Annotated in this window: 22 protein-coding genes and 1 pseudogene; 10 read left to right on the top strand and 13 right to left on the bottom strand. The window is 64.5% G+C overall.

The window, feature by feature from the left end:
• Positions 1-322 precede the first annotated feature (322 nt).
• Complete coding sequence (locus tag WD006_RS23685) at positions 323-610, top strand: acylphosphatase (protein WP_011517665.1); 288 nt, start codon at positions 323-325, stop codon at positions 608-610.
• A 70-nt stretch (positions 611-680) separates the two neighbouring features.
• Here WD006_RS23685 and WD006_RS23680 read toward each other — a convergent pair whose 3' ends face one another.
• The 8 genes from WD006_RS23680 to rpe all read right to left on the bottom strand — a co-directional run bounded on the left by WD006_RS23680 (position 681) and on the right by rpe (position 8022).
• Positions 681-1451 carry a uracil-DNA glycosylase gene (locus WD006_RS23680; RefSeq protein ID WP_011517664.1) on the bottom strand — a complete coding sequence of 257 codons (771 nt, stop codon included), beginning with the start codon at positions 1449-1451 and terminating at the stop codon, positions 681-683.
• Positions 1451-2074, bottom strand: coding sequence for a CYTH domain-containing protein (locus WD006_RS23675; RefSeq protein ID WP_011517663.1), 624 nt, complete (start codon positions 2072-2074; stop codon positions 1451-1453). The genes WD006_RS23680 and WD006_RS23675 overlap by 1 nt, the downstream gene beginning before the upstream one ends.
• Before the next feature lie 7 nt (positions 2075-2081).
• Complete coding sequence (gene trpC, locus WD006_RS23670) at positions 2082-2894, bottom strand: indole-3-glycerol phosphate synthase TrpC (protein ID WP_011517662.1); 813 nt, start codon at positions 2892-2894, stop codon at positions 2082-2084.
• Between the two features lie 6 nt (positions 2895-2900).
• Positions 2901-3929, bottom strand: a complete 1029-nt coding sequence (gene trpD / locus WD006_RS23665) for an anthranilate phosphoribosyltransferase (protein WP_035822072.1) — start codon at positions 3927-3929, stop codon at positions 2901-2903.
• A 50-nt stretch (positions 3930-3979) separates the two neighbouring features.
• A complete protein-coding gene (locus WD006_RS23660; RefSeq protein ID WP_008647587.1) occupies positions 3980-4549 on the bottom strand; it encodes an aminodeoxychorismate/anthranilate synthase component II in 570 nt (189 codons plus the stop codon).
• A gap of 23 nt (positions 4550-4572) precedes the next feature.
• Positions 4573-6099 (bottom strand): anthranilate synthase component I, encoded by a 1527-nt coding sequence (trpE, locus tag WD006_RS23655; RefSeq protein WP_008647586.1) that lies wholly within the window; start codon positions 6097-6099, stop codon positions 4573-4575.
• A gap of 459 nt (positions 6100-6558) precedes the next feature.
• Complete coding sequence (gene gph / locus WD006_RS23650; protein ID WP_011517660.1) at positions 6559-7299, bottom strand: phosphoglycolate phosphatase; 741 nt, start codon at positions 7297-7299, stop codon at positions 6559-6561.
• A gap of 21 nt (positions 7300-7320) precedes the next feature.
• A complete protein-coding gene (gene rpe, locus WD006_RS23645) occupies positions 7321-8022 on the bottom strand; it encodes a ribulose-phosphate 3-epimerase (RefSeq protein ID WP_029308596.1) in 702 nt (233 codons plus the stop codon).
• A 168-nt stretch (positions 8023-8190) separates the two neighbouring features.
• Between rpe and apaG the strand changes: the two genes are divergently transcribed.
• Positions 8191-8565 carry a Co2+/Mg2+ efflux protein ApaG gene (apaG, locus tag WD006_RS23640; RefSeq protein WP_008647582.1) on the top strand — a complete coding sequence of 125 codons (375 nt, stop codon included), beginning with the start codon at positions 8191-8193 and terminating at the stop codon, positions 8563-8565.
• Between the two features lie 18 nt (positions 8566-8583).
• On the opposite strand, the gene WD006_RS23635 is transcribed toward apaG, so the two are convergent.
• Complete coding sequence (locus tag WD006_RS23635; RefSeq protein WP_011517658.1) at positions 8584-8781, bottom strand: hypothetical protein; 198 nt, start codon at positions 8779-8781, stop codon at positions 8584-8586.
• Between the two features lie 98 nt (positions 8782-8879).
• Here WD006_RS23635 and mltA point away from each other — a divergent pair, with 98 nt between their 5' ends.
• The 6 genes and pseudogenes from mltA to cobA all read left to right on the top strand — a co-directional run.
• Complete coding sequence (mltA, locus tag WD006_RS23630; RefSeq protein ID WP_029308595.1) at positions 8880-10019, top strand: murein transglycosylase A; 1140 nt, start codon at positions 8880-8882, stop codon at positions 10017-10019.
• Between the two features lie 211 nt (positions 10020-10230).
• Complete coding sequence (locus WD006_RS23625; protein WP_011517656.1) at positions 10231-11880, top strand: nitrite reductase; 1650 nt, start codon at positions 10231-10233, stop codon at positions 11878-11880.
• 20 nt (positions 11881-11900) lie between these two features.
• A complete protein-coding gene (locus WD006_RS23620) occupies positions 11901-12206 on the top strand; it encodes a c-type cytochrome (RefSeq protein ID WP_011517655.1) in 306 nt (101 codons plus the stop codon).
• A 3-nt stretch (positions 12207-12209) separates the two neighbouring features.
• The gene (nirJ, locus tag WD006_RS23615) at positions 12210-13373 is read left to right on the top strand and encodes a heme d1 biosynthesis radical SAM protein NirJ (RefSeq protein ID WP_011517654.1); all 1164 of its coding nucleotides are present in this window, start codon (positions 12210-12212) and stop codon (positions 13371-13373) included.
• A complete protein-coding gene (locus tag WD006_RS23610) occupies positions 13370-14851 on the top strand; it encodes a nitrite reductase (RefSeq protein WP_011517653.1) in 1482 nt (493 codons plus the stop codon). The genes nirJ and WD006_RS23610 overlap by 4 nt, the downstream gene beginning before the upstream one ends.
• Before the next feature lie 11 nt (positions 14852-14862).
• A pseudogene (gene cobA, locus WD006_RS23605) lies at positions 14863-15567 on the top strand (uroporphyrinogen-III C-methyltransferase); the annotation flags it as partial.
• Positions 15568-15585: 18 nt separating this feature from the next.
• Here cobA and WD006_RS23600 read toward each other — a convergent pair.
• A complete protein-coding gene (locus tag WD006_RS23600) occupies positions 15586-17865 on the bottom strand; it encodes a nitric-oxide reductase large subunit (RefSeq protein ID WP_011517651.1) in 2280 nt (759 codons plus the stop codon).
• Between the two features lie 160 nt (positions 17866-18025).
• Here WD006_RS23600 and norR point away from each other — a divergent pair, with 160 nt between their 5' ends.
• Positions 18026-19603: a nitric oxide reductase transcriptional regulator NorR gene (gene norR / locus WD006_RS23595; protein ID WP_011517648.1), complete on the top strand. Its 1578-nt coding sequence runs from the start codon at positions 18026-18028 to the stop codon at positions 19601-19603.
• 25 nt (positions 19604-19628) lie between these two features.
• Here the strand turns inward: norR and paaK are convergent, their stop codons facing one another.
• The 3 genes from paaK to paaG all read right to left on the bottom strand — a co-directional run bounded on the left by paaK (position 19629) and on the right by paaG (position 22342).
• On the bottom strand, positions 19629-20933 hold the full coding sequence (paaK, locus tag WD006_RS23590; RefSeq protein WP_008647562.1) for a phenylacetate--CoA ligase PaaK: 1305 nt from the start codon (positions 20931-20933) through the stop codon (positions 19629-19631).
• A 93-nt stretch (positions 20934-21026) separates the two neighbouring features.
• Positions 21027-21467: a hydroxyphenylacetyl-CoA thioesterase PaaI gene (gene paaI / locus WD006_RS23585; protein WP_008647561.1), complete on the bottom strand. Its 441-nt coding sequence runs from the start codon at positions 21465-21467 to the stop codon at positions 21027-21029.
• A 32-nt stretch (positions 21468-21499) separates the two neighbouring features.
• Positions 21500-22342 carry a 2-(1,2-epoxy-1,2-dihydrophenyl)acetyl-CoA isomerase PaaG gene (gene paaG, locus WD006_RS23580; protein WP_011517647.1) on the bottom strand — a complete coding sequence of 281 codons (843 nt, stop codon included), beginning with the start codon at positions 22340-22342 and terminating at the stop codon, positions 21500-21502.
• A gap of 227 nt (positions 22343-22569) precedes the next feature.
• Here paaG and WD006_RS23575 point away from each other — a divergent pair, with 227 nt between their 5' ends.
• Entirely contained in the window at positions 22570-23346 is a 777-nt protein-coding gene (locus WD006_RS23575; protein ID WP_011517646.1) for an enoyl-CoA hydratase, read from the top strand.
• Positions 23347-23559 lie beyond the last annotated feature (213 nt).

Raw genomic sequence — 23559 nt, 5'->3', positions numbered from 1 at the left:
CCCTTCGTTTCGGAACCGCCGCACCCCCTCCATCGATCCCTCGCCCGCAGGCGGGGAGGGCGGCCAACACCGCGCAATTCCAACGCTGTCGGTTCGCGCCCCTTTCTCGCAGGCGGGAGAGGGGCTGGGGGAGAGGGCAAAGGCATCGTATGCTGATGACCTAACGCCCAAGCGGGCCAGGTAGTGTACCTAGAGACGCTATCAAAATGATTCCGGCGTCGTTGCGTGGCCTTGCCGTACTACTTGTACTGTCTGCGGCCATGCGTCCGGCCAGAATCGCTTCGCTTCATTTTGATAGCGCCCCTCAGTATGGAAGCAAATCATGACAACCACGACGGAAACCTGGCAATTGTTCGCCCACGGCCGTGTGCAGGGTGTGGGGTATCGTGCCGCATGTGCGGACCGGGCGACATCGCTCGGTCTGGGCGGGTGGGTGCGCAACCGTGTCGATGGCAGGGTGGAGGTGCTGGCCAGCGGGCCGCGCGAGCGCCTGGAGGCGCTACGCGTGTGGATGGAAGCGGGGCCGCCCGCAGCGCAGGTGTCGAAGGTGGAAGTGGCTCAGGCGGCGCCGCAGCTGTTCGATCGATTCGACTGGCTGCCCACGGCCTGAGTAATCGCTTGAGCGGCGGCCTGCATGTCGGCCCGCTCGTCGGCCCGGTCGGCCCGGTCGGCCCGATCGGTCAGGTCGCCTGCCAGTCGATACCGTCACGGCCGTGGCGCTCGAGCCAGTCGTTGGCCTGACGGAAATGGCCGCAGCCCAGGAATCCCCGGTGCGCTGACAGCGGCGACGGATGCGGCGCTTCCAGCACGCAATGCGTCTGGCCTTCGAGCAAGGCGCGCTTGGCCTGCGCGTGGCTGCCCCAGAGCAGGAACACCAGGTTCGGCCGCGATGCCGCCAGCGCGTGGATCACGCAGTCGGTCACAGCTTCCCAGCCGCGCTTCGCATGACTGGCGGCCTGTCCCTGCTCGACCGTCAGTACCGTGTTCAGCAGCAGCACGCCCTGACGTGCCCAGCCTTCCAGATTGCCCGACGCACGCGTCGGCGCCACGCCGTATTCCGCGCCGATCTCCTTGAAGATGTTGCGCAGGCTTGGTGGCACCTTGACGCCCTCGGGTACGGAGAAGGCCAGCCCGTGTGCCTGCGGGATCTCCAGTCCATCCACGACGCCGGTGCCGTGGTACGGGTCCTGACCAAGGATCACGACCTTGACCGCGTCTGGCGGCGTCAGGTGCAGGGCATGGAATACCGCGTGTGGAAACACCGGCTTGCCCGCCGCGCGTTCTTCGTCGACGAACGCGCACAGCGACGACCATTCGGCCTTGCCCAGGCATGGCGCGAGCAAGGTTCGCCAAGCGGCGGGCAGGGCATTGGCCTGCTCCTGCAGGCTGACGGTCTGGGGTGCGGCGCTGGAAGTTTCCGGCGTGTCGGGCGCAAACAGGTCGGCTTGCATCAAGATGGGGTGGTGAGACGGTAGCCGCGCGCGGCCTTGCTGAGGTCCGAAGGGGTCAACGGGGCGATGTGGGCGAGGCGCAGGGCGAACGCGCGCAATGCGGCTTCGACATGGCGTTCGTCAGCCCCATCGCGCGGCAGCCATTCCAGTTCGAGTTCCTGGATACGCTCGGTCCGCGACGTGCCGGGGGCGCTGATCGCGCCGGTGTCGAGCGCGGCCTCGATGCGCTCGCCATCCTGTTCGACGATCCAGGTGCGGCGGGCGAAGTCGGTCCGGAATACCGGAGCGAGCCGGTCTGCCAGCGGCGTCAGCACGGCGCGGGCATCGTCGGGGAAGCACGACAAGTCGATGGCCTCGCCCGCGACTGGCGTTTCCCATTCGTGGCGGGCAGCCAGGCCGGCGGCGCTGTGGCCAGCGGTCTTCAGCGTTTGCAGCCACTGCTCGCCCTTCCTGCGCAGGCGCAGTGCCGCGCGGGCCTGCGCCAGATCCCGGGTGGGGGTGTCGAGGTAGACGTTCAGCAACGTCAACTCGCCACGTGGCTGCCCGTTGGCGTCGAGCCAGGCCGCCACCGCGGCAAGCGCGGCGTCGGGCACGGCCAGTTTCAGTTCGATCTCGATGCCCATCTGGGAATCACGAGAACAGGCGGGCCAGTTCCACGCCCGGCTCCGGCGCGCGCATGAACGCTTCGCCGACCAGGAAGGCGTGGACGTCGGCGTCGCGCATCCGCTTGACGTCGTCGGGCCCGAGGATGCCCGATTCGGTTACCACGAGCCGGTCGGCCGGCATGCGCGGCAGCAGGTCCAGCGTGTTGTCCAGCGAGACCTCGAAGGTGCGCAGGTTGCGGTTGTTCACGCCCAGCAGCGGCGTCTTCAGTCGCAGCGCACTATCGAGTTCCTCGCCGCCGTGGACTTCCACGAGCACATCCATGCCGAGTTCGTGCGCGCACGCTTCCAGCTCGGCCATCAGGCCGTGGTCGAGCGCGGAGACGATCAGCAGGATGCAGTCGGCGCCCCAGGTGCGGGCTTCGTAGACCTGGTACATATCGACCATGAAGTCCTTGCGCAGCGCCGGCAGCGGGCAGGCGCCACGCGCGCGCTTCAGGTACTCGGCATGACCCTGGAAGAAATTCACGTCGGTCAGCACGGACAGGCACGCCGCGCCATGGGCGGCGTAGCTTTCGGCGATGGCCTCCGGCACGAAGTTCTCGCGCAGCACGCCCTTCGACGGCGAGGCTTTCTTGACCTCGGCGATCACGCCGGCGTTGCCGGCCGCGATCTTGTCGCGCAGTGCGCGCTCGAAGCCACGCGGGGCCATGCCGGTTTCGTGACGCAGGCTCTCGGCCTCGGCACGCAGGCTCGGCAGGTCGCGCTTCTTGCGCGCGGCTGCCACCTCATCGGCCTTCACGGCCAGGATCTTTTCCAGGATGTCGGACTTGGCTGACATGGGGGCTCACTTGAATTGCTGGGTGGCGCGCACGAACTGGTCGAGCTTCTCGCGAGCGGCGCCACTGGCGATGGCTTCGCGCGCGCGGCGGATACCATCCTCGATCGAACTGGCCACATTGGCCGCGTAGAGCGCGGTGCCGGCGTTCAGCGACACGATTTCGCGCGGGGTGCCGGGCACATCGCTCAGCGCCTCCAGCAGCATTTCCTTCGACTCGACGGCGTCTGCCACCTTCAGCCCGCGGTTCGAGATCATCGACAGGCCGAAGTCTTCAGGATGGATCTCGTACTCGCGCACTTCGCCGTCCTTGAGTTCGCCCACCAGGGTTGCCGCGCCGAGCGACACCTCGTCCATGCCGTCCTTGCCGTAGACCACGATCGCGTGTTGCGCGCCCAGGCGCTGCATCACGCGCACCTGGATGCCGACCAGGTCCGGATGGAACACGCCCATCAGGATGTTCGGCGCATCGGCAGGATTGGTCAGGGGGCCGAGAATGTTGAAGATGGTGCGCACGCCCATTTCCTTGCGGATCGGCGCCACGTTCTTCATGGCCGGATGATGGGTCGGGGCGAACATGAAGCCGATGCCGGTCTGCTCGATGCACTCGCCTACCTGCTCCGGCGTCAGCATGATGTTCACGCCCAGCGCCTCGAGCACGTCGGCACTGCCGGACTTCGACGACACGCCACGGTTGCCATGCTTGGCGATCTTCGCGCCAGCGGCAGCGGCGACGAACATCGACGCGGTGGAAATGTTGAACGTGTGCGAACCGTCGCCGCCGGTGCCGACGATATCCACGAAGTTCTCGCGGTCCTTGACGGTCACGTGATTGGCGAACTCGCGCATCACCTGTGCCGCCGCCGAGATCTCGCCGATCGTCTCTTTCTTGACGCGCAGGCCGGTCAGGATGGCCGCCGCCATCACGGGGGAAATCTGCCCCTGCATGATCTGCCGCATCAGGTGCAGCATTTCGTCATGAAAGATCTCGCGGTGCTCGATGCAGCGCGTCAGTGCTTCCTGCGGCGTGATGGACATGGCGGATTCTTGGGCAGAGTGTGCGGCGAAAGCGGAGAAATCGGTGCGCCTCATCGTGGCGCCTTGATGAAGTTGGCCAGCAGCGCATGGCCGTGTTCGGACAGGATCGATTCCGGATGGAACTGCACACCCTCGACGGCCAGCGTCTTGTGGCGCACACCCATGATCTCGCCGTCCGGCGTCCAGGCGGTGACAGCCAGGCAATCGGGCAGCGTTTCGCGCTCGATAGCCAGCGAATGATAGCGCGTCACGTCGAAGTGTTTGGGCAGCCCGGCGAAGACGCCTTCCTGCGTGGTCTCGATCGTGCTGACCTTGCCGTGCATCACCTGCTTGGCGCGGATCACCTTGCCGCCGAACGCCTCGCCAATGGCCTGATGGCCCAGGCACACGCCCAGCAGCGGAATCTTGCCCGCGAAGTGTTGCAGCACGGGCACCGAGATGCCGGCCTCGTGCGGGCTGCACGGCCCCGGCGACACGCAGATGTGGTCGGGCTTGAGCGCTTCGATTTCCTCGATCGTGATCTCGTCGTTGCGGAAGGTCCGCACATCGGCGCCTAGTTCGCCGAAATACTGCACCAGGTTGTAGGTGAACGAGTCGTAGTTGTCGATCATCAGCAGCATGTTCGTTTCTCCTGTTCCTGGGCTCAGAGGTCGGCGTCCAGACCGTCCTGGACCTGTTCGGCGGCGCGGATCACGGCGCGTGCCTTCGCTTCGGTTTCCCTCCATTCGGCTTCGGGGTCCGAATCCGCCACGATGCCGGCCGCGGCCTGCACATAGAGATTGCCGTCCTTGATCACACCGGTGCGGATGGCAATGGCCAGATCCATCTCGCCGCCGAACGACAGGTAGCCCACGGCGCCGCCGTAGATGCCGCGCTTGCGCGGTTCCAGTTCATCGATGATTTCCATCGCGCGCACCTTCGGCGCGCCGGACAGTGTGCCGGCCGGGAACGTGGCGCGCAGCACGTCGAGGTTGCTGATGCCGTCGCGCAGCGTGCCTTCCACGGAACTGACAATGTGCTGCACGTGCGAGTACTTCTCGATCACCATCTTGTCGGTGACCTTGACCGAACCCGTTTCCGCGATGCGGCCGATGTCGTTGCGAGCCAGGTCGATCAGCATCACGTGCTCGGCGATCTCCTTCGGATCGTTGAGCAGTTCCGTGGCCAGTTGGGCATCGCGCTCGGGGGTGCTGCCGCGCGGGCGGGTGCCGGCCAGCGGGCGGATCGTGACGATGCGGGCATTCTGCGTGTCGCCGTTGGCCTGGGCGCCGCCGACCTTGCGGGTCTCCTGGCGTACCAGGATTTCGGGCGAGGCGCCCACCACCTGGAAATCGCCGAAGTTGTAGAAGTACATGTACGGCGACGGATTCAGCGAACGCAGCGCGCGGTAGAGCGACAGCGGCGAGTCCCGATACGGCTTCATCAGGCGCTGGCCCACCTGCACCTGCATCATGTCGCCGGCCATGATGTATTCCTTGGCCTTGTGCACGGCGGCCAGGTAGTCGGGCTTGGCGAATTCGCGATAGACCTCGGTCAGCACGGAGGGGCTCGTCACCGGCACATCCACGGGCTGGCGCAGCTTCATGCGCAGTTCGCGCAGGCGCTGGCGGGCGCGGGAATAGGCTTCCGGCGTGGTCGGGTCGGCGTAGACGATCAGGTAGAGCTTGCCGGACAGGTTGTCGATGACCGCCAGTTCCTCGCACAGCAGCAACTGGATATCGGGCAGGCCGAGGTCGTCCGGCATCTGGGTGTCGGCCAGCTTCTTTTCGATATAGCGGACCGCGTCATAGCCGAAGTAGCCGGCCAGACCGCCGCAGAATCGCGGCAATCCGGGGCGCAGCGCCACCTTGAAGCGGCTTTCGAACTCGGCGATGAAATCGAGCGGGTTGCCTTCGTGCGTCTCCACGACCTTGCCGTCGGTGACCACTTCGGCACGGTGCCCGTAGGCGCGCAACAGCGTGCGGGCATGCAGGCCGATGAACGAGTAGCGGCCGAAACGCTCGCCCCCGACCACCGATTCCAGCAGGAATGTGTTCACGCCACGCGTTTGCGACTGGGCCAGCTTCAGGTACAGCGACAGCGGGGTTTCCAGGTCGGCCAGCGCCTCGGCGATGATGGGAATGCGGTTGTATCCCTGGTCGGCCAGCGATTTGAATTCCAGTTCGGTCATGTCGATCCTCTTCTTGCGGCGCCCGCCACGATGGTCGGGTTCAGGCGGCGCCGCGTGTGTCGTCGGCAGGGGGAGGGCTGGAGAAGTTGCGGCAACCCGCCCCGGGAGCGGACCGTGTAGCACACGCGTTTGACGCACGCGCACACACGGCCGAAGGCGTGGCGTGCGGCGCGTTCATGAGCTAACCGTAGCACACAGGCATCTGGGCTACGGCGCTGGCGGAAGGATCTGCCGGAGACGTCGGTCGACAGTGGATCTGGACCGGGCCGGCGGAGCTTGGGGGGTGACTGCGGCGGACTTAATAAGTCCCGATGTATCCCCGCAAGCCCGTCAGGAAACTCGCGAACGCACTTTACGCCTGTTCAGAGGCGCGCCAGCGACGCCAGGGCCAAGCCTGCCGATCACTGCCAAGAAAGTTGCGTTTGCGGTTGAGGAACATTGAATGGTGTTCAGCCGGGTTTAGCGGTGTGTTGCCCGATGTGCGGCAAGAAGCGCAGCCACGCGGGCAATGTCGGCGACTATACCATCGGCGTCGACGTCTTGTACAGGATTGCCATGGTTGTAGCCATATGGCATCAAGAGCACTCCCATGCCCGCCGCACGTGCCGCCCGCGCGTCATTTTCGGAGTCGCCGATGGCCAGCACGGCCTCCGGATCGACCCGGAATGCCTCGGCCACCTTGAGCAGCGGATACGGATCGGGTTTGCGCAGGGCGAACGCGTCGCCGCCGTAGACCAGATCGAAATACTGGGCCAGGCCGGTACGGGCCAGCAGCGGCTCGGTGAAGTTCCACGGCTTGTTGGTCACGCAGGCCATGCGCAGGCCCATCGCCTTGAGCGCCGTCAGGCCCTCGCGGACATTCGGGTAGACGTTCGAAAACTGGCCGTTGATCCGCACGTACTCGCGGTCGTACAGCGCGTAGGCATCAGCGAACAGCCCGTTGGCGTGCAGTGGCGAGAAACGCGCGTCCAGCACGCGGCGGATCAGGTTCTCCGACCCCTTGCCGACGAAGCTGACAATGTCCTCCTGGGACATCGGCTCGACCGGGCCCAGGTTGGGATGCTTGTGCGCCAGGGCCAGCAGCATCGCGTTGACGGCGGCGTGAAAATCGCCAGCGGTGTCGACCATGGTGCCATCGAGGTCGACGATCACCGCCCGGATGGCGTGCCAGTCCGTGCGGCGCAGTATTTCGAGACTCATGCGCGTGACTTCCCTGCCTGATTACTTGCCAACCGTGGCCAATTCGGCCCGCAGCGCGCCGATGACGCCCTTGTAGCCGCCGTCGGCGTCCGGCTTGCCGAATACGGCGGAGCCCGCCACGAACGTATCCGCGCCCGCCGCGGCGATCTCGGCGATGTTGTCCACCTTCACGCCACCGTCCACTTCCAGCAGGATCCGGCGGCCCGTGCGCGCGGTGTACGCGTCGATGCGCTGGCGCACGGCGCGCAGCTTGTTCAGCGTCTCGGGAATGAAAGACTGGCCGCCGAATCCCGGGTTCACGGACATCAGCAGGATCACGTCCAGGCGGTCCATCACGTGGTCCAGGTAGTGCAACGGCGTGGCCGGGTTGAACACCAGGCCGGCCTGGCAGCCGTTGTCGCGGATCAGCGCGAGCGAGCGGTCGATATGGTCGCTGGCCTCGGGGTGGAATGTGATGATGTTGGCGCCGGCGCGGGCAAAGTCCGGGATGATGCGATCCACCGGACGTACCATCAGGTGCACGTCGATTGGGGCGGTGACGTGCGGGCGGATCGCCTCGCAGACCAGCGGCCCCACGGTCAGGTTGGGCACGTAGTGGTTGTCCATCACATCGAAATGGATCCAGTCCGCGCCGGCTTCGGTGACGCGGCGCACTTCCTCGCCCAGGCGGGCAAAGTCGGCGGACAGGATGGACGGGGCAATGCGGAAGGTGGGGCTGCTCATGATATTCGGGCGGGCTGAAGGCGGAATGGGCGGTATTTTACGCCGGTCGGGCCCCCGGAGTCGGGACGAACGCCTGGCCGGGCCGCTTGCCCCTGCCATGGCCTTGCCGCACAATGCGCAACACCCGGCCGCCGCGCGGCCTGCCGACCCTTCTTACCACGTCGATACATGAGCGAGTACGCATTTTCCGTGGCCGTGCGCACGCAGTACATGCCGGACCAATCGGACCCAGACCGTGGACGCTACGCGTTCGCCTACACCATCACGATCCACAACACCGGCGAAGTCGCCGCGCAGCTGATCTCGCGCCACTGGATCATCACCGACAGCGACAACTCGACGCAGGAAGTCTCGGGCCTGGGCGTGGTCGGCCATCAGCCGCTGCTCAAGCCGGGCGAGCACTTCGAGTATTCGAGCTGGGCGACGATCTCCACCCCGGTGGGATCGATGAAGGGCGATTATTTCTGCGTGGCCGAAGACGGCCACCGTTTCGAGGTGCCGATTCCCGAATTCGCGCTGGTGCTGCCCCGAATGCTGCACTGAACCGCCGCACGGCGGGAACTAGGCCTCGGGCGGCGTGTCTGCATCCGTCGAAGTCTGGTTGGCGCGGGACGGATGGTCCTGCGGCGCGCGCGTGGGGCGCGGATTCTTCTTGGCGGTGCTCATCGTCCAGACCACGATGAAGATCAGCAACAGCAGCGCCACGCCGGCTTCGGCGGCAAGTAGCAGGGTAGGGTGGTTTTCGAAGAACTGGCTCATCGCGAGGGGGTCAGTCGACGGATCGGGTTGAGATTGTAGGACATGCGCGGGTTTGTGGACTGTCTGACCGCCGGCCGTGTCCGCGAAGAATGGACAAGATGGCAAATCAGTATTCCCTGCGCGCCCCCCGCGCATCGTCGAGCAACACTTCCTGGCGCGGCTGGCTTGTCCTGACGGGCGCTGCCGCACTGCTGGCCGGCTGCATGAGCGGGCCGCCCCCGCGTATCGAAGGTCCGGGCGGCGTGCCGGGCGGGAAGGCGCCTGCTACCTCATCCGCGGCAGGCCGGTTGCAACCGGCGAGCTGGGCGGAAATCGGTGGCTGGAGCCAGGACGACGTGCGTGCCGCCTGGCCCGCGCTGCTGGCGAGCTGCCAGGCGCTGAAAAAGCGCGCCGACTGGAACCGCGTCTGCGCCGTCGGCCTGATGGTGGACGCCGGCGATCTCGAGGCGATGCGCGCGTACTTCGAAACCAACTTCCTGCCATACCGCGTGGTCAACGTCGATGGGACGGACAACGGGTTGATCACCGGGTACTACGAACCGATCCTGCACGGCTCCCGCACGCGTCAGGGTGCGTATCAGGTCCCGCTCTATCGCCGGCCGCCGCAACTCGGCAAGGGCATGTTGCCGCCGCGCGCCGAACTGCTGCAGAACCCGGCGATGCGTGGCAGCGAACTGGTCTGGGTGGATGATCCGGTCGAAGCCGCGTTCCTGCAGATCCAGGGCTCCGGCCGCATCCGCATGGCCGATGGCACGATGATGCGTGTCGGCTACGGCGGCACCAATGACCAGCCGTTCCGCTCATTCGGCAAATGGCTGCTCGACCGTGGCGAGATCACGCCGGCGCAGGCCACGATGCAGGGCATCAAGGCATGGGCGCGTGCCAACCCGGGACGCGTGGACGAAATGCTCAACGTCAATCCGCGCTTTGTGTTCTTCCGCGAATTGCCGCCCACCAACGAAGGACCGGTAGGCGCGCTGGGCGTGCCGCTTACGGCGGAACGCTCGATAGCAGTTGATCCCGCAACCATCCCGCTTGGCGTGCCGGTTTTCCTGTCGACCACACGGCCACTTTCCTCCGAACCGATTCAACGTCTGATGTTCGCGCAGGACACGGGCTCCGCCATCAAGGGTGGCGTGCGCGCGGACTTCTTCTGGGGCGCAGGCGACGCCGCCGGCGAGACCGCCGGCCGCATGAAGCAGGGTGGCAGGATGTGGGTCCTGATGCCGCGCAGCTGACGTCATGTTATCGGCGGGCTACATACAGCAATGCCCGCCGTCCGAGTTAGTTCCCTGACACGGAGCAGGGTTATTCTCCTGCCCCGTTCCCCGCGTTGACTCGTGTCAATCGCGATGCAGTTCTTCTTCCCCATGATTGGAACATCTGTCGCGCGCCGCGCTCCATGCACGGTGCCGCAGCACAGCATTCCCCACTCGCTAATGAAAAATCATGAAAGCGAAATCATGGATGTTCCCCGCACTGGCGGCCATGCCGCTCTTCTTCTGGAGTGCGCACGGTAGCGCCCAGACGGCGCCGACTCAGAATCCCGAGCCGAAGCTGACTGCGGAAGAATTCAACCACGCCAGGCAGATCTATTTCGAACGGTGCGCAGGCTGCCATGGCGTGCTGCGCAAGGGCGCCACGGGCAAACCGCTGACACCCGACATCACGCGTGCCCGTGGCACCGAATACTTGAAGACGTTCATCAAGTACGGCAGTCCGGCCGGTATGCCCAACTGGGGCACCTCGGGCGATCTCACCGATCCCGAGGTCGATCTGATGGCGCGCTACATCCAGCTCGATCCTCCGACACCGCCGGAATTCTCGCTGGCCGACATCGAAAAATCGCGCAAGGACATCGTGCCCGTGGCCAAGCGGCCAACGCGCAAGATGAACAACTACAACCTGCAGAACCTGTTCTCGGTCACGCTGCGCGATTCCGGTGAGGTGGCCCTGATCGACGGCGACAGCAAGCAGATCATCAATATCGTCAAGACCGGCTACGCGGTGCACATCTCGCGCATGTCGGCGTCCGGGCGCTACCTGTACGTGATCGGCCGCGATGCGCGTCTGAACCTGATCGACCTGTGGCTGCCCAAGCCGGACAACGTCGCGGAAGTAAAGATCGGTCTCGAGGCGCGTTCGGTGGAAACCTCGAAGTACAAGGGCTACGAAGACAAGTACGCCGTGGCCGGCTCGTACTGGCCGCCGCAGTACGTGATCATGGAAGGTGACACACTCAAGCCGCTGAAGGTAGTGTCCACACGCGGCATGACCGTCGACAACGAGTACCACCCCGAGCCGCGTGTCGCATCGATCGTTGCCAGCCATTTCCGTCCCGAGTTCGTCATCAACGCGAAGGAAACAGGCAAGATCCTGATGGTCGATTATTCGGATCTGAAGAACCTGAAGACCACCACGATCGATTCCGCCAAGTTCCTTCATGACGGTGGTTTCGACTCCACGGGTCGCTACTTCCTGGTGGCCGCGAACGCATCGAACAAGATCGCTGTCGTGGATACCAAGGAAGACAAGCTGGCCGCGCTGGTCGATGTCGGCAAGACCCCGCACCCGGGACGTGGCGCGAACTTCGTGCATCCGAAGTTCGGTCCGGTCTGGGCCACGAGCCATCTCGGCGACGAAACCATCAGCCTGATCGGCACCGATCCCATCAACCACAAGGCGCAGGCCTGGAAGGTGGTCGAAACGCTCAAGGGACAGGGCGGTGGCTCGCTGTTCATCAAGACCAATCCGAAGTCGCACAACCTGTGGGTGGATACGCCGCTCAATCCCGACGCGAAGCTGAACCAGAGCGTGGCGGTGTTCGATACGCAGAAGCTGGAAGACGGTTACAAGGTGCTGCCGATCGCCGAATGGGCGAACCTGAAGGGCGAAGGCGCGAAGCGTGTGGTGCAGGCCGAGTACAACCAGGCCGGTGATGAAGTCTGGTTCTCGGTCTGGGGTACCAAGGATGGCGAGTCCGCGCTGGTCGTGGTCGATGACAAGACCCGCAAGCTCAAGACCGTGATCAAGGACCCGCGTCTGATTACCCCGACGGGCAAGTTCAACGCGCACAACACACAACACGACGTCTATTGATCAGGGGAAGGAGAATTCGCATGCATCCGTCTACAGTTATCGCCGCCGTGGCACTTGCTGCCGCGCTGCCGGTTACCGCGTTTGCCAGCCAGGAACTTGCCACAAGCAAGAACTGCATGGCTTGCCACAGCGTCGACAAGAAGCTGGTCGGCCCCGCCTACAAGGACATCGCCGCGAAGTACAAAGGTGACAAGGCGGCTGCTGCGCAGCTTTCTCAAAGCATCCTGAAGGGAAGTAGCGGAAAGTGGGGCCCGATCCCGATGCCGCCCAATCAGGTCAGCGAGGCGGAAGCCAACACGTTGGCCAAGTGGGTGCTAAGCCTCTGATCCATGTTCCGACTCTCCCGCTTCATGGAGGCGCTGCGCGACGGGGGGTCGGTCCCCCCGCCGCGCCGTGCCAGTGGTCCCGTGGTGATCTGGAATCTGGTGCGGCGCTGCAATCTCAACTGCAAGCACTGTTATTCCACATCTGCCGATACGGATTTCAAGGGCGAGCTGTCGACCGGCGAAGTCATGGCCGTGCTCGACCAGCTCAAGGCGGCGCGCGTGCCCGCGCTGATCCTGTCCGGTGGCGAACCGCTGTTGCGGCCGGACCTGTACGAGATCGCCGCGCGTGCGCGCGAACTCGGATTTCATCTCTCCCTGTCGTCGAATGGTACGTTGCTCGACGCGGCACACGCTGCGCGGCTCGCTGCGGCAGGGTTCGACTATGTCGGCGTGAGCCTGGATGGCATCGAAGCCACACACGATCGCTTCCGCCGCATGAATGGCGCCTTTACCCAGGCGATAGCCGGGCTGCGCATCGCGCGCGAAGCAGGCCTGCGCGTGGGGGTGCGCATGACGCTGACCGAGGCCAACGCGGCCGAGCTGCCTTCCGTGGTGGCCCTGGCCGAGGCCGAAGGCATCGACAAGTTCTATCTGTCCCACTTCAACTACGCCGGGCGAGGCCGCAGCCATCGCAACGATGACGCGCGCCACGCGGGTACACGCGTGGCGGTCGAGTGGTTGTTCGAGCATGTCTGGGCGCGCGCGCAGCAGGGTAGCGCCGGGGATTTCGTCACGGGCAACAACGATGCCGATGGCGTGTTCCTGCTGTACTGGATTGCGCGTCAATGGCCCGAGCGCGTTGCAGACATGCGAGAGCGACTGGTCAACTGGGGCGGCAATGCCACGGGTGTCGGTGTGGCCAATATCGACAACCTCGGCAATGTCCACCCGGACACGATGTGGTGGCAACTCTCTCTTGGCAACGTGCGCGAGCGCCCGTTCGGCGAGATCTGGGCCGACCGCAGCCATCCGTTGATGCGTGGCTTGGCCGCCAGGCCGAGACCGTTGCAGGGCCGATGCGCAACTTGCCTGCATCGTGACATCTGCAACGGCAATACGCGCGCGCGGGCCTACGCGGTCAGCGGCAATCCGTGGGCGCAGGACCCGGGCTGCTATCTCTCAGACGCGGAGATCAGTGCGCAGCCCAATCTGGAGACAGTGACATGAAGCACGCGATTCTCTGGACGTGCATGTTTGCTTCATTCGTCGCCAACGCGGAGACGACAATCGATCCCGCCAGCATCTACAGCAGCCACTGTGCGGCTTGCCATGGTGCCGATCGTCTGGGCGGCATGGGTCCGGCGCTGTTGCCGGAAAGCCTGGAGCGGCTGCGGCCCGACGACTTGCTCGACGTGCTGCGCAACGGTCGTCCGGCCACGCAGATGCAAGGCTTCTCCAAAGAACTCGGAGACGCCACGATCAAGCAGATGGCAACCTGGCTGCGCTCCGCACCCGCGGCCACGCCGCGCTGGGAGCAGGCGGACATCGAGGCATCGCGCATCGTCTATCACGCACCCGGCACGCTGCCGGCCCGGCCCGTTTTCAGTGCCGATCCTTCCAACCTGTTTCTGGTCGTCGAGGCCGGGACGCATCACGTCAGCGTGCTCGACGGCGACAAACTCGAACCGATTCACCGATTCACCACCCGGTTCGCGCTGCACGGCGGGCCGAAGTTCAGCAGTGACGGACGCTATGTGTACATGGCGAGCCGCGATGGCTGGGTCAGCAAGTACGACCTCTGGAACCTGAAGCTCGTGGCCGAGGTCCGCGCCGGCATGAATACCCGCAACCTTGCGGTCAGCGAAGATGGCGAGTGGGTGATGGTCGGCAATACGTTGCCCCAGACGCTGGTGCTGCTGCGCGCTTCGGATCTGTCACTGCAGCGTATCTATCCGGTCACGGGCGCGGGCGGGAAGTCCTCCCGCGTTTCAGCCGTTTACGACGCCGCGCCGCGTGGGTCGTTCATCGTCGCGCTGCGCGATATTCCCGAGGTCTGGGAGATCCCATACATCGGCAAGAAGACGTTCGAACCGCGCGTGATCGAACTCACGGACGTGCTCGACGACTTCTTCTTCGATCAGCCGTATCGCCACATTCTTGGCGCCTCGCGCACGGCCACGGGTCAGGTGATCGATCTCGACGCAGGCCGGAAAGTGGCGGACCTCGCGCTGACCGGCATGCCGCATCTTGGCAGCGGTATTACGTGGAAACGCAACGGCCGCGAAGTCATGGCATCCCCGAACCTGAAGCAGGGCGCGATCAGCGTGATCGACATGCAGTCCTGGAAGACCGTGGCGACGATCCCGACCAATGGGCCGGGCTTCTTCCTGCGTAGCCACGAAGCCACGCCATACGCATGGACCGACGCGATGATGAGTCCGAAACGCGACACATTGCAGGTGATCGACAAGCAGACACTCGCCATCGTTGGCAATGTCACGCCGTCTCCGGGACGCACCGCGGCGCACGTGGAGTTCACCCGTGATGGTCGATATGCGCTGGTCAGCCTGATGGAAGCCGATGGGGCGATCGTCGTCTACGACGCCAGGACGCTGAAGGAAATCAAGCGACTGCCGATGGACAAGCCGATCGGCAAGTACAACGTATTCAACAAGACTACGCGCTCGTCTGGCACGAGCCATTGAGGAGTACCAACATGCAAACGACCGGAAAGGTCTGGCTGGTTGGGGTGGGCCCGGGCGATCCGGAACTCGCCACCATGAAGGCAGTCAGGGCGCTACGTGAAGCGGATGTCTGGCTAGTGGACGATCTCGTGCCGGAGGCCATGCTGTGCTATGCGAACCCCGGGACGCAAATCATCTCGGTCGGCAAGCGTGGCGGCCGCTGTTCGGTGAGTCAATCCAGCATTCACGAGCAGGCGCTCGAGCACGCGCAGGCTGGCCGGTGCGTGGCGCGTGTCAAAGGCGGCGACCCATTGTTGTTCGGTCGCGGCGGCGAGGAAGCAGAGTTCCTGCGCGGGCACGGCATCGAAGTGGAAATTGTCAACGGCATCAGCAGTGGCATGGCTGCTGCGCAGGCGCTTGGCATTGCGCTGACCCATCGTCAGCATTGCCACGGTGTGACCTTCGTTACCGCGCATACGCGTGACGATGGCGATCCCGATTGGGCCGCATTGGTCGGCAGCCGGACGACGCTCGTCATCTACATGGGGATGAGCCGTCTTGCCGCCATTCGCGACGCCTTGCTGCAAGCGGGTATGCGGTCGGAAATGCCGGTTGCGGTGGTGATGCATGCTAGCCGTGGGGATGAGAAGCGTTGGGTTGGCAGCCTGGCCACATTGACCGAGGCTGCGGATGCCGGGCTTGCCAGCCCGGCGGTCATTCTGGTTGGGGAAGTCGTTGATATCCCCAACCCTGCTTCATTGACGGACCAGCACGCCTTCGGCGACCTTGCCGCTGGGCTGCCGTCCAAACAGCCCGAGCACGACCTGCAGCGAGAACGACAGCGCGCCCACCAGGAAGACCACATCACCGAAGGTACGCATCCAGCGTAGCGTTTGCAGGAGTGGCTGCTGCATGAAGGCCTCGCTGCGTGCATACCACAGGCCTTCACTTGCGCTGGCGATGAACTGGATGATACCCACCGGCAACAGGCTGGTGGCGATCATCAGAACCAGACCACCATTCATTCCCCAGAACGCAATCGACATCAGGCGCGGGTTCAGCGTGTAGTTGGGTCTGACATAGCGCAGTACCAGCAGCGTGAAGCCAAGCGCCAGGAAGCCGTAGACCCCGAACAGTGCAGCGTGTGCGTGCACGGCGGTGGTATTGAGACCTTGCACGAAGTACAGCGTGATCGGCGGGTTGATCATGAAGCCGAACACACCGGCGCCCAGCATGTTCCAGAACGCCACGGCGGTGAAGAACATCAGCGGCCAGCGCAGATTGGCCATCCACGGCGCGCGTTCCTTCAGGCGCCAGTTTTCCCATGCCTCATGTCCGAGCACGATCAGCGGCACGACTTCCAGCGCGCTGAAGCTCGCGCCGACGGCCATCACAGGCGTCGTTGTGCCAGCGAAGTAGAGATGGTGGAACGTACCAGGGATACCGCCGAGCATGAACAACGAGGCCGACGCGAGGCTGGCCGTCGTGGCCATCGGACGCGATACCAGGCCCAGCGTGGAGAAGATGAATGCCAATGCGGTGGTGGCAAATACTTCGAAGAAGCCTTCCACCCACAGGTGAACCACCCACCAGCGCCAGTATTCCATCACCGACAGGCTGGTGCGCTCGCCGTAGAACAGACCGGCGCCGTAGAACAGGCCGATGGCCACCACCGACGACGTCAGCAGCGCCAGCAGGTTCTTGTCACCGCCGCGCGCGCGCAGGGCGGGGGCAATGCCGCGCATCATCAGCACGAGCCAGATCACGATGCCAGCGAACTTGCCGATCTGCCAGAGTCGGCCCAGATCCACATACTCATAGCCTTGATGGCCGAGCCAGAAGTTCAGGTTGGGCGGCATCTTCTGCGCGATCGCCAGGTAGTTGCCGGCAAAGGAGCCGACCACCACGACCACGAGCGCCCAGAACAGGATGTCGACACCGAGCTTCTGATACTTCGGGTCCTTCCCGCCGTTGATCAGCGGAGCCAGGAACAGGCCGGCAGCCAGGAATCCAGTGGCGATCCAGAACAGCGCGCTCTGGATGTGCCAGGTGCGCGTCAGCGTGTACGGGAACCACTGCGAAACATCGATACCGTAGAACTTCTGCCCTTCCACCGTGTAGTGCGCGGTGAAGCCGCCGATCAGCACCTGGAAGGCGAACAGCGCCACCACCAGGAACAGGTACTTGCCGAGTGCGCGTTGCGAAGGCGTCAGGGCGAAGGTGGTCAGCGGGTCGCGTGCCGGTGCGGCAGGCAGGGGTTCTTCCTTGCCACGCAGGAACGCCCAGGCCCATACGAGCAGACCCACGCCGGCCAGCAGGATCACCACGCTCGCGATCGACCAGACGATGTTCTCCGCAGTGGGATGGTTGTCGATCAGAGGCTCATGCGGCCAGTTGTTGGTGTAGGTGGCGGTGTGCCCCGGACGATCGGTGGAGGCTGCCCAGGCGGTCCAGAAGAAGAAGTTGGTCAGGCGAGCGCGTCGCTCCGCCGAGGGCAGCGGGTTTTCCTTCATCGCGAAGCTCTCCCGGCTCTTGTGCAGCTCGGGCGCATCGGAGAACAGGCGGCTGTAGTAATCGGCCGTCTTGGCAATCGCCTTCGCGCGGCGGTCGGACACGGTCAGCGCCTGGCTGGCCGGGTCGAACTGATTGCTGCGGTACTCGGACTTGAGTTGCGCGCGCAAGGCGGCCTGCGCGGGCGCGTCCAGCGCGGCGTAATCCTTGCCGTACTGGTCACGCGCGGCCAGGTCGAGCCATGCGGTCAGTTCGCGGTGCAGCCAGTCGGCCGTCCAGTCCGGCGCCTGGTAGGCGCCGTGACCCCAGATGGAGCCAAGCTGCATACCACCGACGGACTGCCATGCGGTTTGACCGTCAAGGATTTCGTCACCGGTGAAAAGCGTGGCGCCGTCCGAGGTGACGACCTTGGCCGGAACGGGCGGCGCCTGCCGATAGACCTCGGCACCGTAGTAGCCGAGTAAGGAAAAGGTGACCGCCAGCACGGCGATCAACAAGAACCATAGTTTCTTGTAGGGGCCCACGATGAATTGCTCCTTCTTGATGTCGCAATGAATACCGCTTCATCTATGCGATTCGCGTGCCTGATAAGAGTCCTAAAAGATTCAACAGGTTGGCGTCGGGCGCGGTAATATTCACCGTGGCCGTTTAGGGTGTTTTTGACTATCTAGGGTTGTTTTGACCATGATCAGCGATGTGCTTCTTGCGGATCTTTGCGCCGACTTTCCCCAGGCCGTGCGGCTGCAGCGCCTGGTAGGGTGCTTACGCTCGCATTTCCACTGCGGAGCGGTGGCGATCCTGCGCCTGGAGGAGGACCATCTGCGTCCGATCGCGGTGGATGGGTTGGTGCGCGATGCCCTTGGGCGGCGGTTCTCCGTGGGCCTTCATCCCCGGCTTGCGGCGATCCTGGCGCGGCGCGGCGTCACATGCTTCCACCATGACAGTGCGTTGCCCGATCCGTACGACGGGTTGATCGACGAGCACGTGGGCGAGCCGCTGCCCGTCCACGACTGCATGGGCATCAGTCTCCAGAGCGAAGGCAAGCCATGGGGCGTGGTGACGCTGGACGCCCTGGAAGTCGGGACGTTTACCGCCTCGGCCCAAGAGGAACTGGGCCAGCTGACGGCGCTGATCGAGGCATCGATACGCACCTCGAGGCTGGAAGGCGAGATCCGCGCGCTACGCATGGGCCGCGCGGTGGGCGCAGCCGGGGAGACGGTGCGCGACGATGGCGAGGTCATCGGCGAAATCATCGGAGAGAGCGAGGCGATCGCGCAGCTCATGCACGAGATCGGCGTGGTGGCGGATTCTGAACTGCCGGTGCTGCTGCTCGGCGAGACCGGCGTTGGCAAGGAGTTGTTCGCGCACCGGCTGCACCGGCTGTCACGCCGCCGGGACCGCCCGCTGATTCACGTGAACTGCGCCGCACTGCCTGAATCCCTGGCCGAAAGCGAACTGTTCGGCCATGTGCGCGGCGCCTTCACGGGGGCGACGGGCGAGCGCCCTGGGCGCTTCGAGGCCGCCGACGGTGGCACGCTGTTCCTCGACGAGGTGGGCGAGCTGCCGCTGGCCATCCAGGCCAAGCTGCTCCGCACGCTGCAGAACGGCGAGATCCAGCGTCTGGGGTCCGATCGGCCGCGCCGCGTAGACGTGCGCGTGATCGCGGCGACCAACCGCAACCTGCGCGAGCATGTGCGCGACGGCTCGTTCCGCGCCGACCTGTATCACCGGCTCTCGGTCTATCCCATTCCGATTCCGCCGCTGCGCGAGCGCGGCAATGACGTGCTGCTGTTGGCGGGACGATTCCTGGAACTCAACCGGGCGCGGCTGGGCCTGCGCAGCCTGCGCCTGTCCGTCGCGGCGCAGGATGCGCTACGTCGATACACGTGGCCGGGCAACGTGCGCGAGCTGGAGCATGTGATCAGCCGGGCCGCGCTGAAGCTGCTCAGCCGGGGCGCCAGCCGCAAGGACATCATTACGCTCGACACCGATTTGCTGGATCTGGATGGGGTTGTCGCGCCAGCCGATGCGGCCGCCGATGCAGCGCCGTTTATGTCGGCGCCGGCCACCAGCTTGCGCGAGGCGGTGGAGGCCTGCCAGAGCCGGTGCATCGAGCAGGCCCTGGAGGCCCAGAGCGGGAATTGGGCCCAGGCCGCGCGGCAGCTTGGCATGGATGCTAGCAATCTGCACAAGCTGGCCCGCCGGCTCGGCGTCAAGCGCGACGAGCCAGGCGGCAGCAAGAGTGCGGCAAGAACGCGCTAGGACGCATTAGCCGCGGCAGCACGTACTAGCGCGGACGAAGGTCGACGATGCGCCGGGCCTTGCCGACGGAGCGCTCGACACCGCCTTCGGCAAGAATCTCAATGCCCGCCGTCACGCCGATATAGGACTTGATGTCGTGCGCGAGCTGCGATTCGGCCTGCCGCGCGGTGGCCGGATCTGCCCCATGCGCGCACTCCACGCGCACGATCAGCGTATCGAGCGGGCCATCCTTGTTCAGCACGCATTGGTAGTGAGGCGCGAGTTCCGCATGTTTGAGGATCAATTCCTCGATCTGCGACGGGAATACGTTCACGCCACGCACGATCATCATGTCGTCGGTGCGGCCGGTGATCTTCTCCATCCGGCGGAATGCGGCACGCGCGCTGCCGGGCATCAGGCGCGTGAGGTCGCGGGTGCGATAGCGGATGACCGGCATCGCTTCCTTCGTCAGCGAGGTGAAGACTAGTTCGCCGAACTCGCCGTCCGGCAGGACTTCGCCTGTATCGGGGTCGATGATCTCGGGGTAGAAGTGATCTTCCCAGATCGTCGGGCCGTCCTTGGTCTCGGCACACTCATTGGCGACGCCCGGGCCCATCACTTCGGACAAGCCGTAGATGTCGACAGCGGAGATGCCCATCCGCTTCTCGATCGCCAGACGCATTTCGGGCGTCCACGGCTCCGCGCCAAAGATGCCGATCTTTAGCGATGTGGAGGCCGGGTCGACACCTTGGCGCTCAAGCTCGTCGGCGATCGCCAGCATGTAGCTCGGCGTCACCATGATGACCTCGGGCTTGAAGTCCTGGATCAGTTGCACCTGCCGCTCGGTCTGGCCACCGCCGAAGGGAATGGCAGTGAGGCCTGCCTTCTCCACGCCGTAATGCGCGCCGAGTCCACCGGTGAACAAGCCATAGCCATAGCTGATGTGCACCTTGTCGCCGCGCCGGGCGCCCGATGCGCGGATCGAACGTGCCATGACCGTGGCCCAGGTGTCGATGTCGCCAAGGGTGTAGCCCACCACCGTGGGTTTGCCGGTAGTGCCCGACGAGGCATGGATGCGAGCGATCTTGTCCTGCGGCACCGCGAACATGCCGAACGGGTAGTTGTCGCGCAGGTCCTTCTTGGTCGTGAACGGAAAGCGGGCCAGATCGGCCAGCGATCGCACTTGGTCGGGATGCACGCCAGCCTCGTCGAACTTGCGCCGGTACACCGGCGAATGGTCATAGGCGTGGCGAAGGGACCATCTCAGACGATCAAGCTGCAGGGCCTGGAGCTCCTGTCGGCTGGCGGTCTCGATCGGCTCCAGGGGCAGATCGGTCAGGCGCGTAATCATGAATGTCTCCGTTTTCGGATCGGTGGCGCTACGTTGGCGCTGGCTTCTGCTTGTTTCCTGCGGTCTTGCTGCGTGGCTGTCTTTCCGCGTGTGTCAGGACTCCGCGGGTGGCACCACGTGCCCCTTGATCTGGGCCGACTTGCCGCGGAACATCGCCACGGGTTCGCCGGCGCGGTTGGTTACGCGGATGTCGTAGATGCCATGGCGGCCGGACAAGACCTGCTCGACTGCTTCGGCTGTCAGTACATCGCCGCCATGCACCGGGCGCAGGAATTCGATCGAGCAGCCCGACGCCACCGTATTGATGTTGTGGCTGTTGCAGGCGAATGCGAACGTCGAATCTGCCAGGGTGAACATCAGTCCACCATGGCAGATGCCATGGCCGTTCAGGAACTCGGGGCGGATCGGCATAGATATGCGGGCATAGCCGGGGCGGACCGCTTCCAGGACCATGCCGAGCCAGCGGCTGCAGGCATCGGACTCGTACATGGCATGGGCGGCCGCTTCGGCAAGCGCTTGGGGATCTTGCGTCAAGCGGGTCTCCTTTGGCGTTGGCGGGAATGCTGTCAGGCGCCTGTGAAGCGGGGCGCGCGTTTTTCGAGGAAGGCGTTCACGCCCTCGTTGTAGTCGTGCGATTGGCCAAGCTCGCGCTGCAGGTCGCGCTCCAGATCGAGTTGGGCGTCGTAGGTGTTGGTCGCGCTGGCGTGTATGGCCTGCTTGATCGCTGCCAGGGCGCGCGTGGGCTGCGCGGACAGATGCGTGGCCAGCGCCATGGCCTGCTCGGCCAGTAGTGGGTCGTCCATCACTTCCCAGACCAGACCCCATTTCGCGGCTTCTTCGGCGCTGAGCTTGTCGCCCGTCATGGCCAGGCCAAGCGCGCGCGCCATGCCTACCCGCTTGGGCAGCAGCCACGTGCCGCCAGAGTCGGGCAACAGTCCGATCTTCACGAAGGCCTGGATGAAGCTGGCCGACCGGGCCGCGAGCACGATGTCGCACGCGAAGGCCAGGTTCGCCCCCGCGCCAGCTGCCGTGCCGTTTACAGCGGCGATCACCGGCAGGGGCAGGGCTTGCAGGCGCCGCACGAGCGGGTTGAACCACGTATTGATAAGTTCGCCAAGATCGGTGGCTTGGCCGGGGGTGAAGTCGAGGTCGGCCAGATCCTGCCCGGCGCAGAAGCCACGTCCCGAACCGGTCAGCAATAGCGCGCGGGCACCGCCTGCCTCGACATGGTCGAGCGCGGTGACCAGTGCCCGATGCATGTCGCGTGTGAAGCTGTTGAGCTTGTCGGGACGGTTGAGCGTGACGACGGCCACATCACCCTGCCAGTGCAGCAGGATCGGGCCTGAATCGAGGCTTGCGCGCGCAGTTGTCTGCGCTTGGGATGGGGGCATGGTTGTCTCCTGCGCCATATTGTTCTCCTGGTTGGTAGTGGATCTGATGCCACGACGCGATGCACGGCCATTGTAGTGAGGACGCGATCGCTTTAAATTAACCGACCAGTCGGTCGGCAAATAGTAGACGGGATGGTGGCAGGGCGCAAGAGGCTGGTGCGCTTGACCTGCTGGGCGCAAGCACGCCAGTATCGTCCCCGCTGACACTCGACAAATAGAACCCAACCGCATTGCAAGGAGCAGACATGTCGTACGAGAACATCCTGGTGGAGACGCGAGGTCGCGTTGGTCTGGTGACGCTGAACCGGCCCAAAGCGCTCAATGCGCTCAATGACGCGCTGATGGACGAACTGGGCGCGGCGCTGACGGCATTCGACCAGGACGAGGCAATCGGCTGCATCGTCATCACGGGGAGCGAGCGTGCCTTCGCCGCAGGGGCCGATATCAGCATGATGGCGAAGTACTCCTATATGGATGTCTACAAGGGCGACTACATCACCCGCAACTGGGAGACAATCCGCCGCATCCGCAAACCGGTGATCGCCGCCGTGGCCGGCTATGCGCTGGGCGGTGGTTGCGAACTGGCGATGATGTGCGACATTGTGATTGCCGCCGACAGCGCGAAGTTCGGCCAGCCGGAAGTGAAGCTCGGCACGATGCCTGGCGCCGGCGGCACGCAGCGGCTGCCGCGTGCCGTCTCCAAGGCCAAGGCGATGGACCTGTGCCTGACCGCGCGCATGATGGATGCCACCGAGGCCGAGCGCGCCGGGCTGGTTTCCCGGATCGTCCCGGCAGACAAACTGGTAGACGAAGCCGTGGCCGCGGCCGAGACTATCGCCGGTTACTCGCTGCCGGTTGTCATGATGATCAAGGAGTCGGTGAACGCTGCCTATGAGACGACTCTGAATGAAGGGGTCCACTTCGAGCGCCGACTGTTCCACTCGACCTTCGCCACCGAAGACCAGAAGGAGGGTATGGCAGCGTTTGTGGAGAAGCGTGCACCCAATTTCCAGAATCGGTGACCCTGGACTAGGGAATACCCGAGGATAATCAAGGGTTATTAAATGGGCCGGAAAGTTATTTCCGGCCCATTTTTTCTTTATGATCAATGACTTGCCGAGTGCTGGCCGAATTCTTGAGCACGGTAACGTGACATTGGTGTTGCAAAGCCCGGTGAACCGGCCTAATATTCGCCCCCTCGCAACACGAAACGCACTGCAAACGCAGCAGCGACA

Source organism: Cupriavidus sp. Met-2 (assembly GCF_049843575.1).
Classification (GTDB): Bacteria; Pseudomonadota; Gammaproteobacteria; order Burkholderiales; family Burkholderiaceae; genus Cupriavidus; species Cupriavidus metallidurans.
The sequence above is the reverse complement of the archived record's forward strand: the minus strand, read 5'-3'. Positions and strand labels throughout refer to the sequence as shown.

Coding starts and splice junctions, on each gene's coding strand:
- trpC (WP_011517662.1), bottom strand. CDS start 2,894: ATGTCAGCCAAGTCCGACATCCTGGAAAAGATCCTGGCCGTGAAGGCC.
- WD006_RS23635 (WP_011517658.1), bottom strand. CDS start 8,781: ATGAGCCAGTTCTTCGAAAACCACCCTACCCTGCTACTTGCCGCCGAA.
- trpE (WP_008647586.1), bottom strand. CDS start 6,099: ATGACCGAACTGGAATTCAAATCGCTGGCCGACCAGGGATACAACCGC.
- nirJ (WP_011517654.1), top strand. CDS start 12,210: ATGTTCCGACTCTCCCGCTTCATGGAGGCGCTGCGCGACGGGGGGTCG.
- WD006_RS23660 (WP_008647587.1), bottom strand. CDS start 4,549: ATGCTGCTGATGATCGACAACTACGACTCGTTCACCTACAACCTGGTG.
- gph (WP_011517660.1), bottom strand. CDS start 7,299: ATGAGTCTCGAAATACTGCGCCGCACGGACTGGCACGCCATCCGGGCG.
- WD006_RS23610 (WP_011517653.1), top strand. CDS start 13,370: ATGAAGCACGCGATTCTCTGGACGTGCATGTTTGCTTCATTCGTCGCC.
- WD006_RS23680 (WP_011517664.1), bottom strand. CDS start 1,451: ATGCAAGCCGACCTGTTTGCGCCCGACACGCCGGAAACTTCCAGCGCC.
- WD006_RS23675 (WP_011517663.1), bottom strand. CDS start 2,074: ATGGGCATCGAGATCGAACTGAAACTGGCCGTGCCCGACGCCGCGCTT.
- rpe (WP_029308596.1), bottom strand. CDS start 8,022: ATGAGCAGCCCCACCTTCCGCATTGCCCCGTCCATCCTGTCCGCCGAC.
- mltA (WP_029308595.1), top strand. CDS start 8,880: ATGGCAAATCAGTATTCCCTGCGCGCCCCCCGCGCATCGTCGAGCAAC.
- WD006_RS23625 (WP_011517656.1), top strand. CDS start 10,231: ATGAAAGCGAAATCATGGATGTTCCCCGCACTGGCGGCCATGCCGCTC.
- apaG (WP_008647582.1), top strand. CDS start 8,191: ATGAGCGAGTACGCATTTTCCGTGGCCGTGCGCACGCAGTACATGCCG.
- trpD (WP_035822072.1), bottom strand. CDS start 3,929: ATGTCCATCACGCCGCAGGAAGCACTGACGCGCTGCATCGAGCACCGC.
- norR (WP_011517648.1), top strand. CDS start 18,026: ATGATCAGCGATGTGCTTCTTGCGGATCTTTGCGCCGACTTTCCCCAG.
- paaG (WP_011517647.1), bottom strand. CDS start 22,342: ATGGCGCAGGAGACAACCATGCCCCCATCCCAAGCGCAGACAACTGCG.
- WD006_RS23620 (WP_011517655.1), top strand. CDS start 11,901: ATGCATCCGTCTACAGTTATCGCCGCCGTGGCACTTGCTGCCGCGCTG.
- WD006_RS23575 (WP_011517646.1), top strand. CDS start 22,570: ATGTCGTACGAGAACATCCTGGTGGAGACGCGAGGTCGCGTTGGTCTG.
- WD006_RS23685 (WP_011517665.1), top strand. CDS start 323: ATGACAACCACGACGGAAACCTGGCAATTGTTCGCCCACGGCCGTGTG.
- paaK (WP_008647562.1), bottom strand. CDS start 20,933: ATGATTACGCGCCTGACCGATCTGCCCCTGGAGCCGATCGAGACCGCC.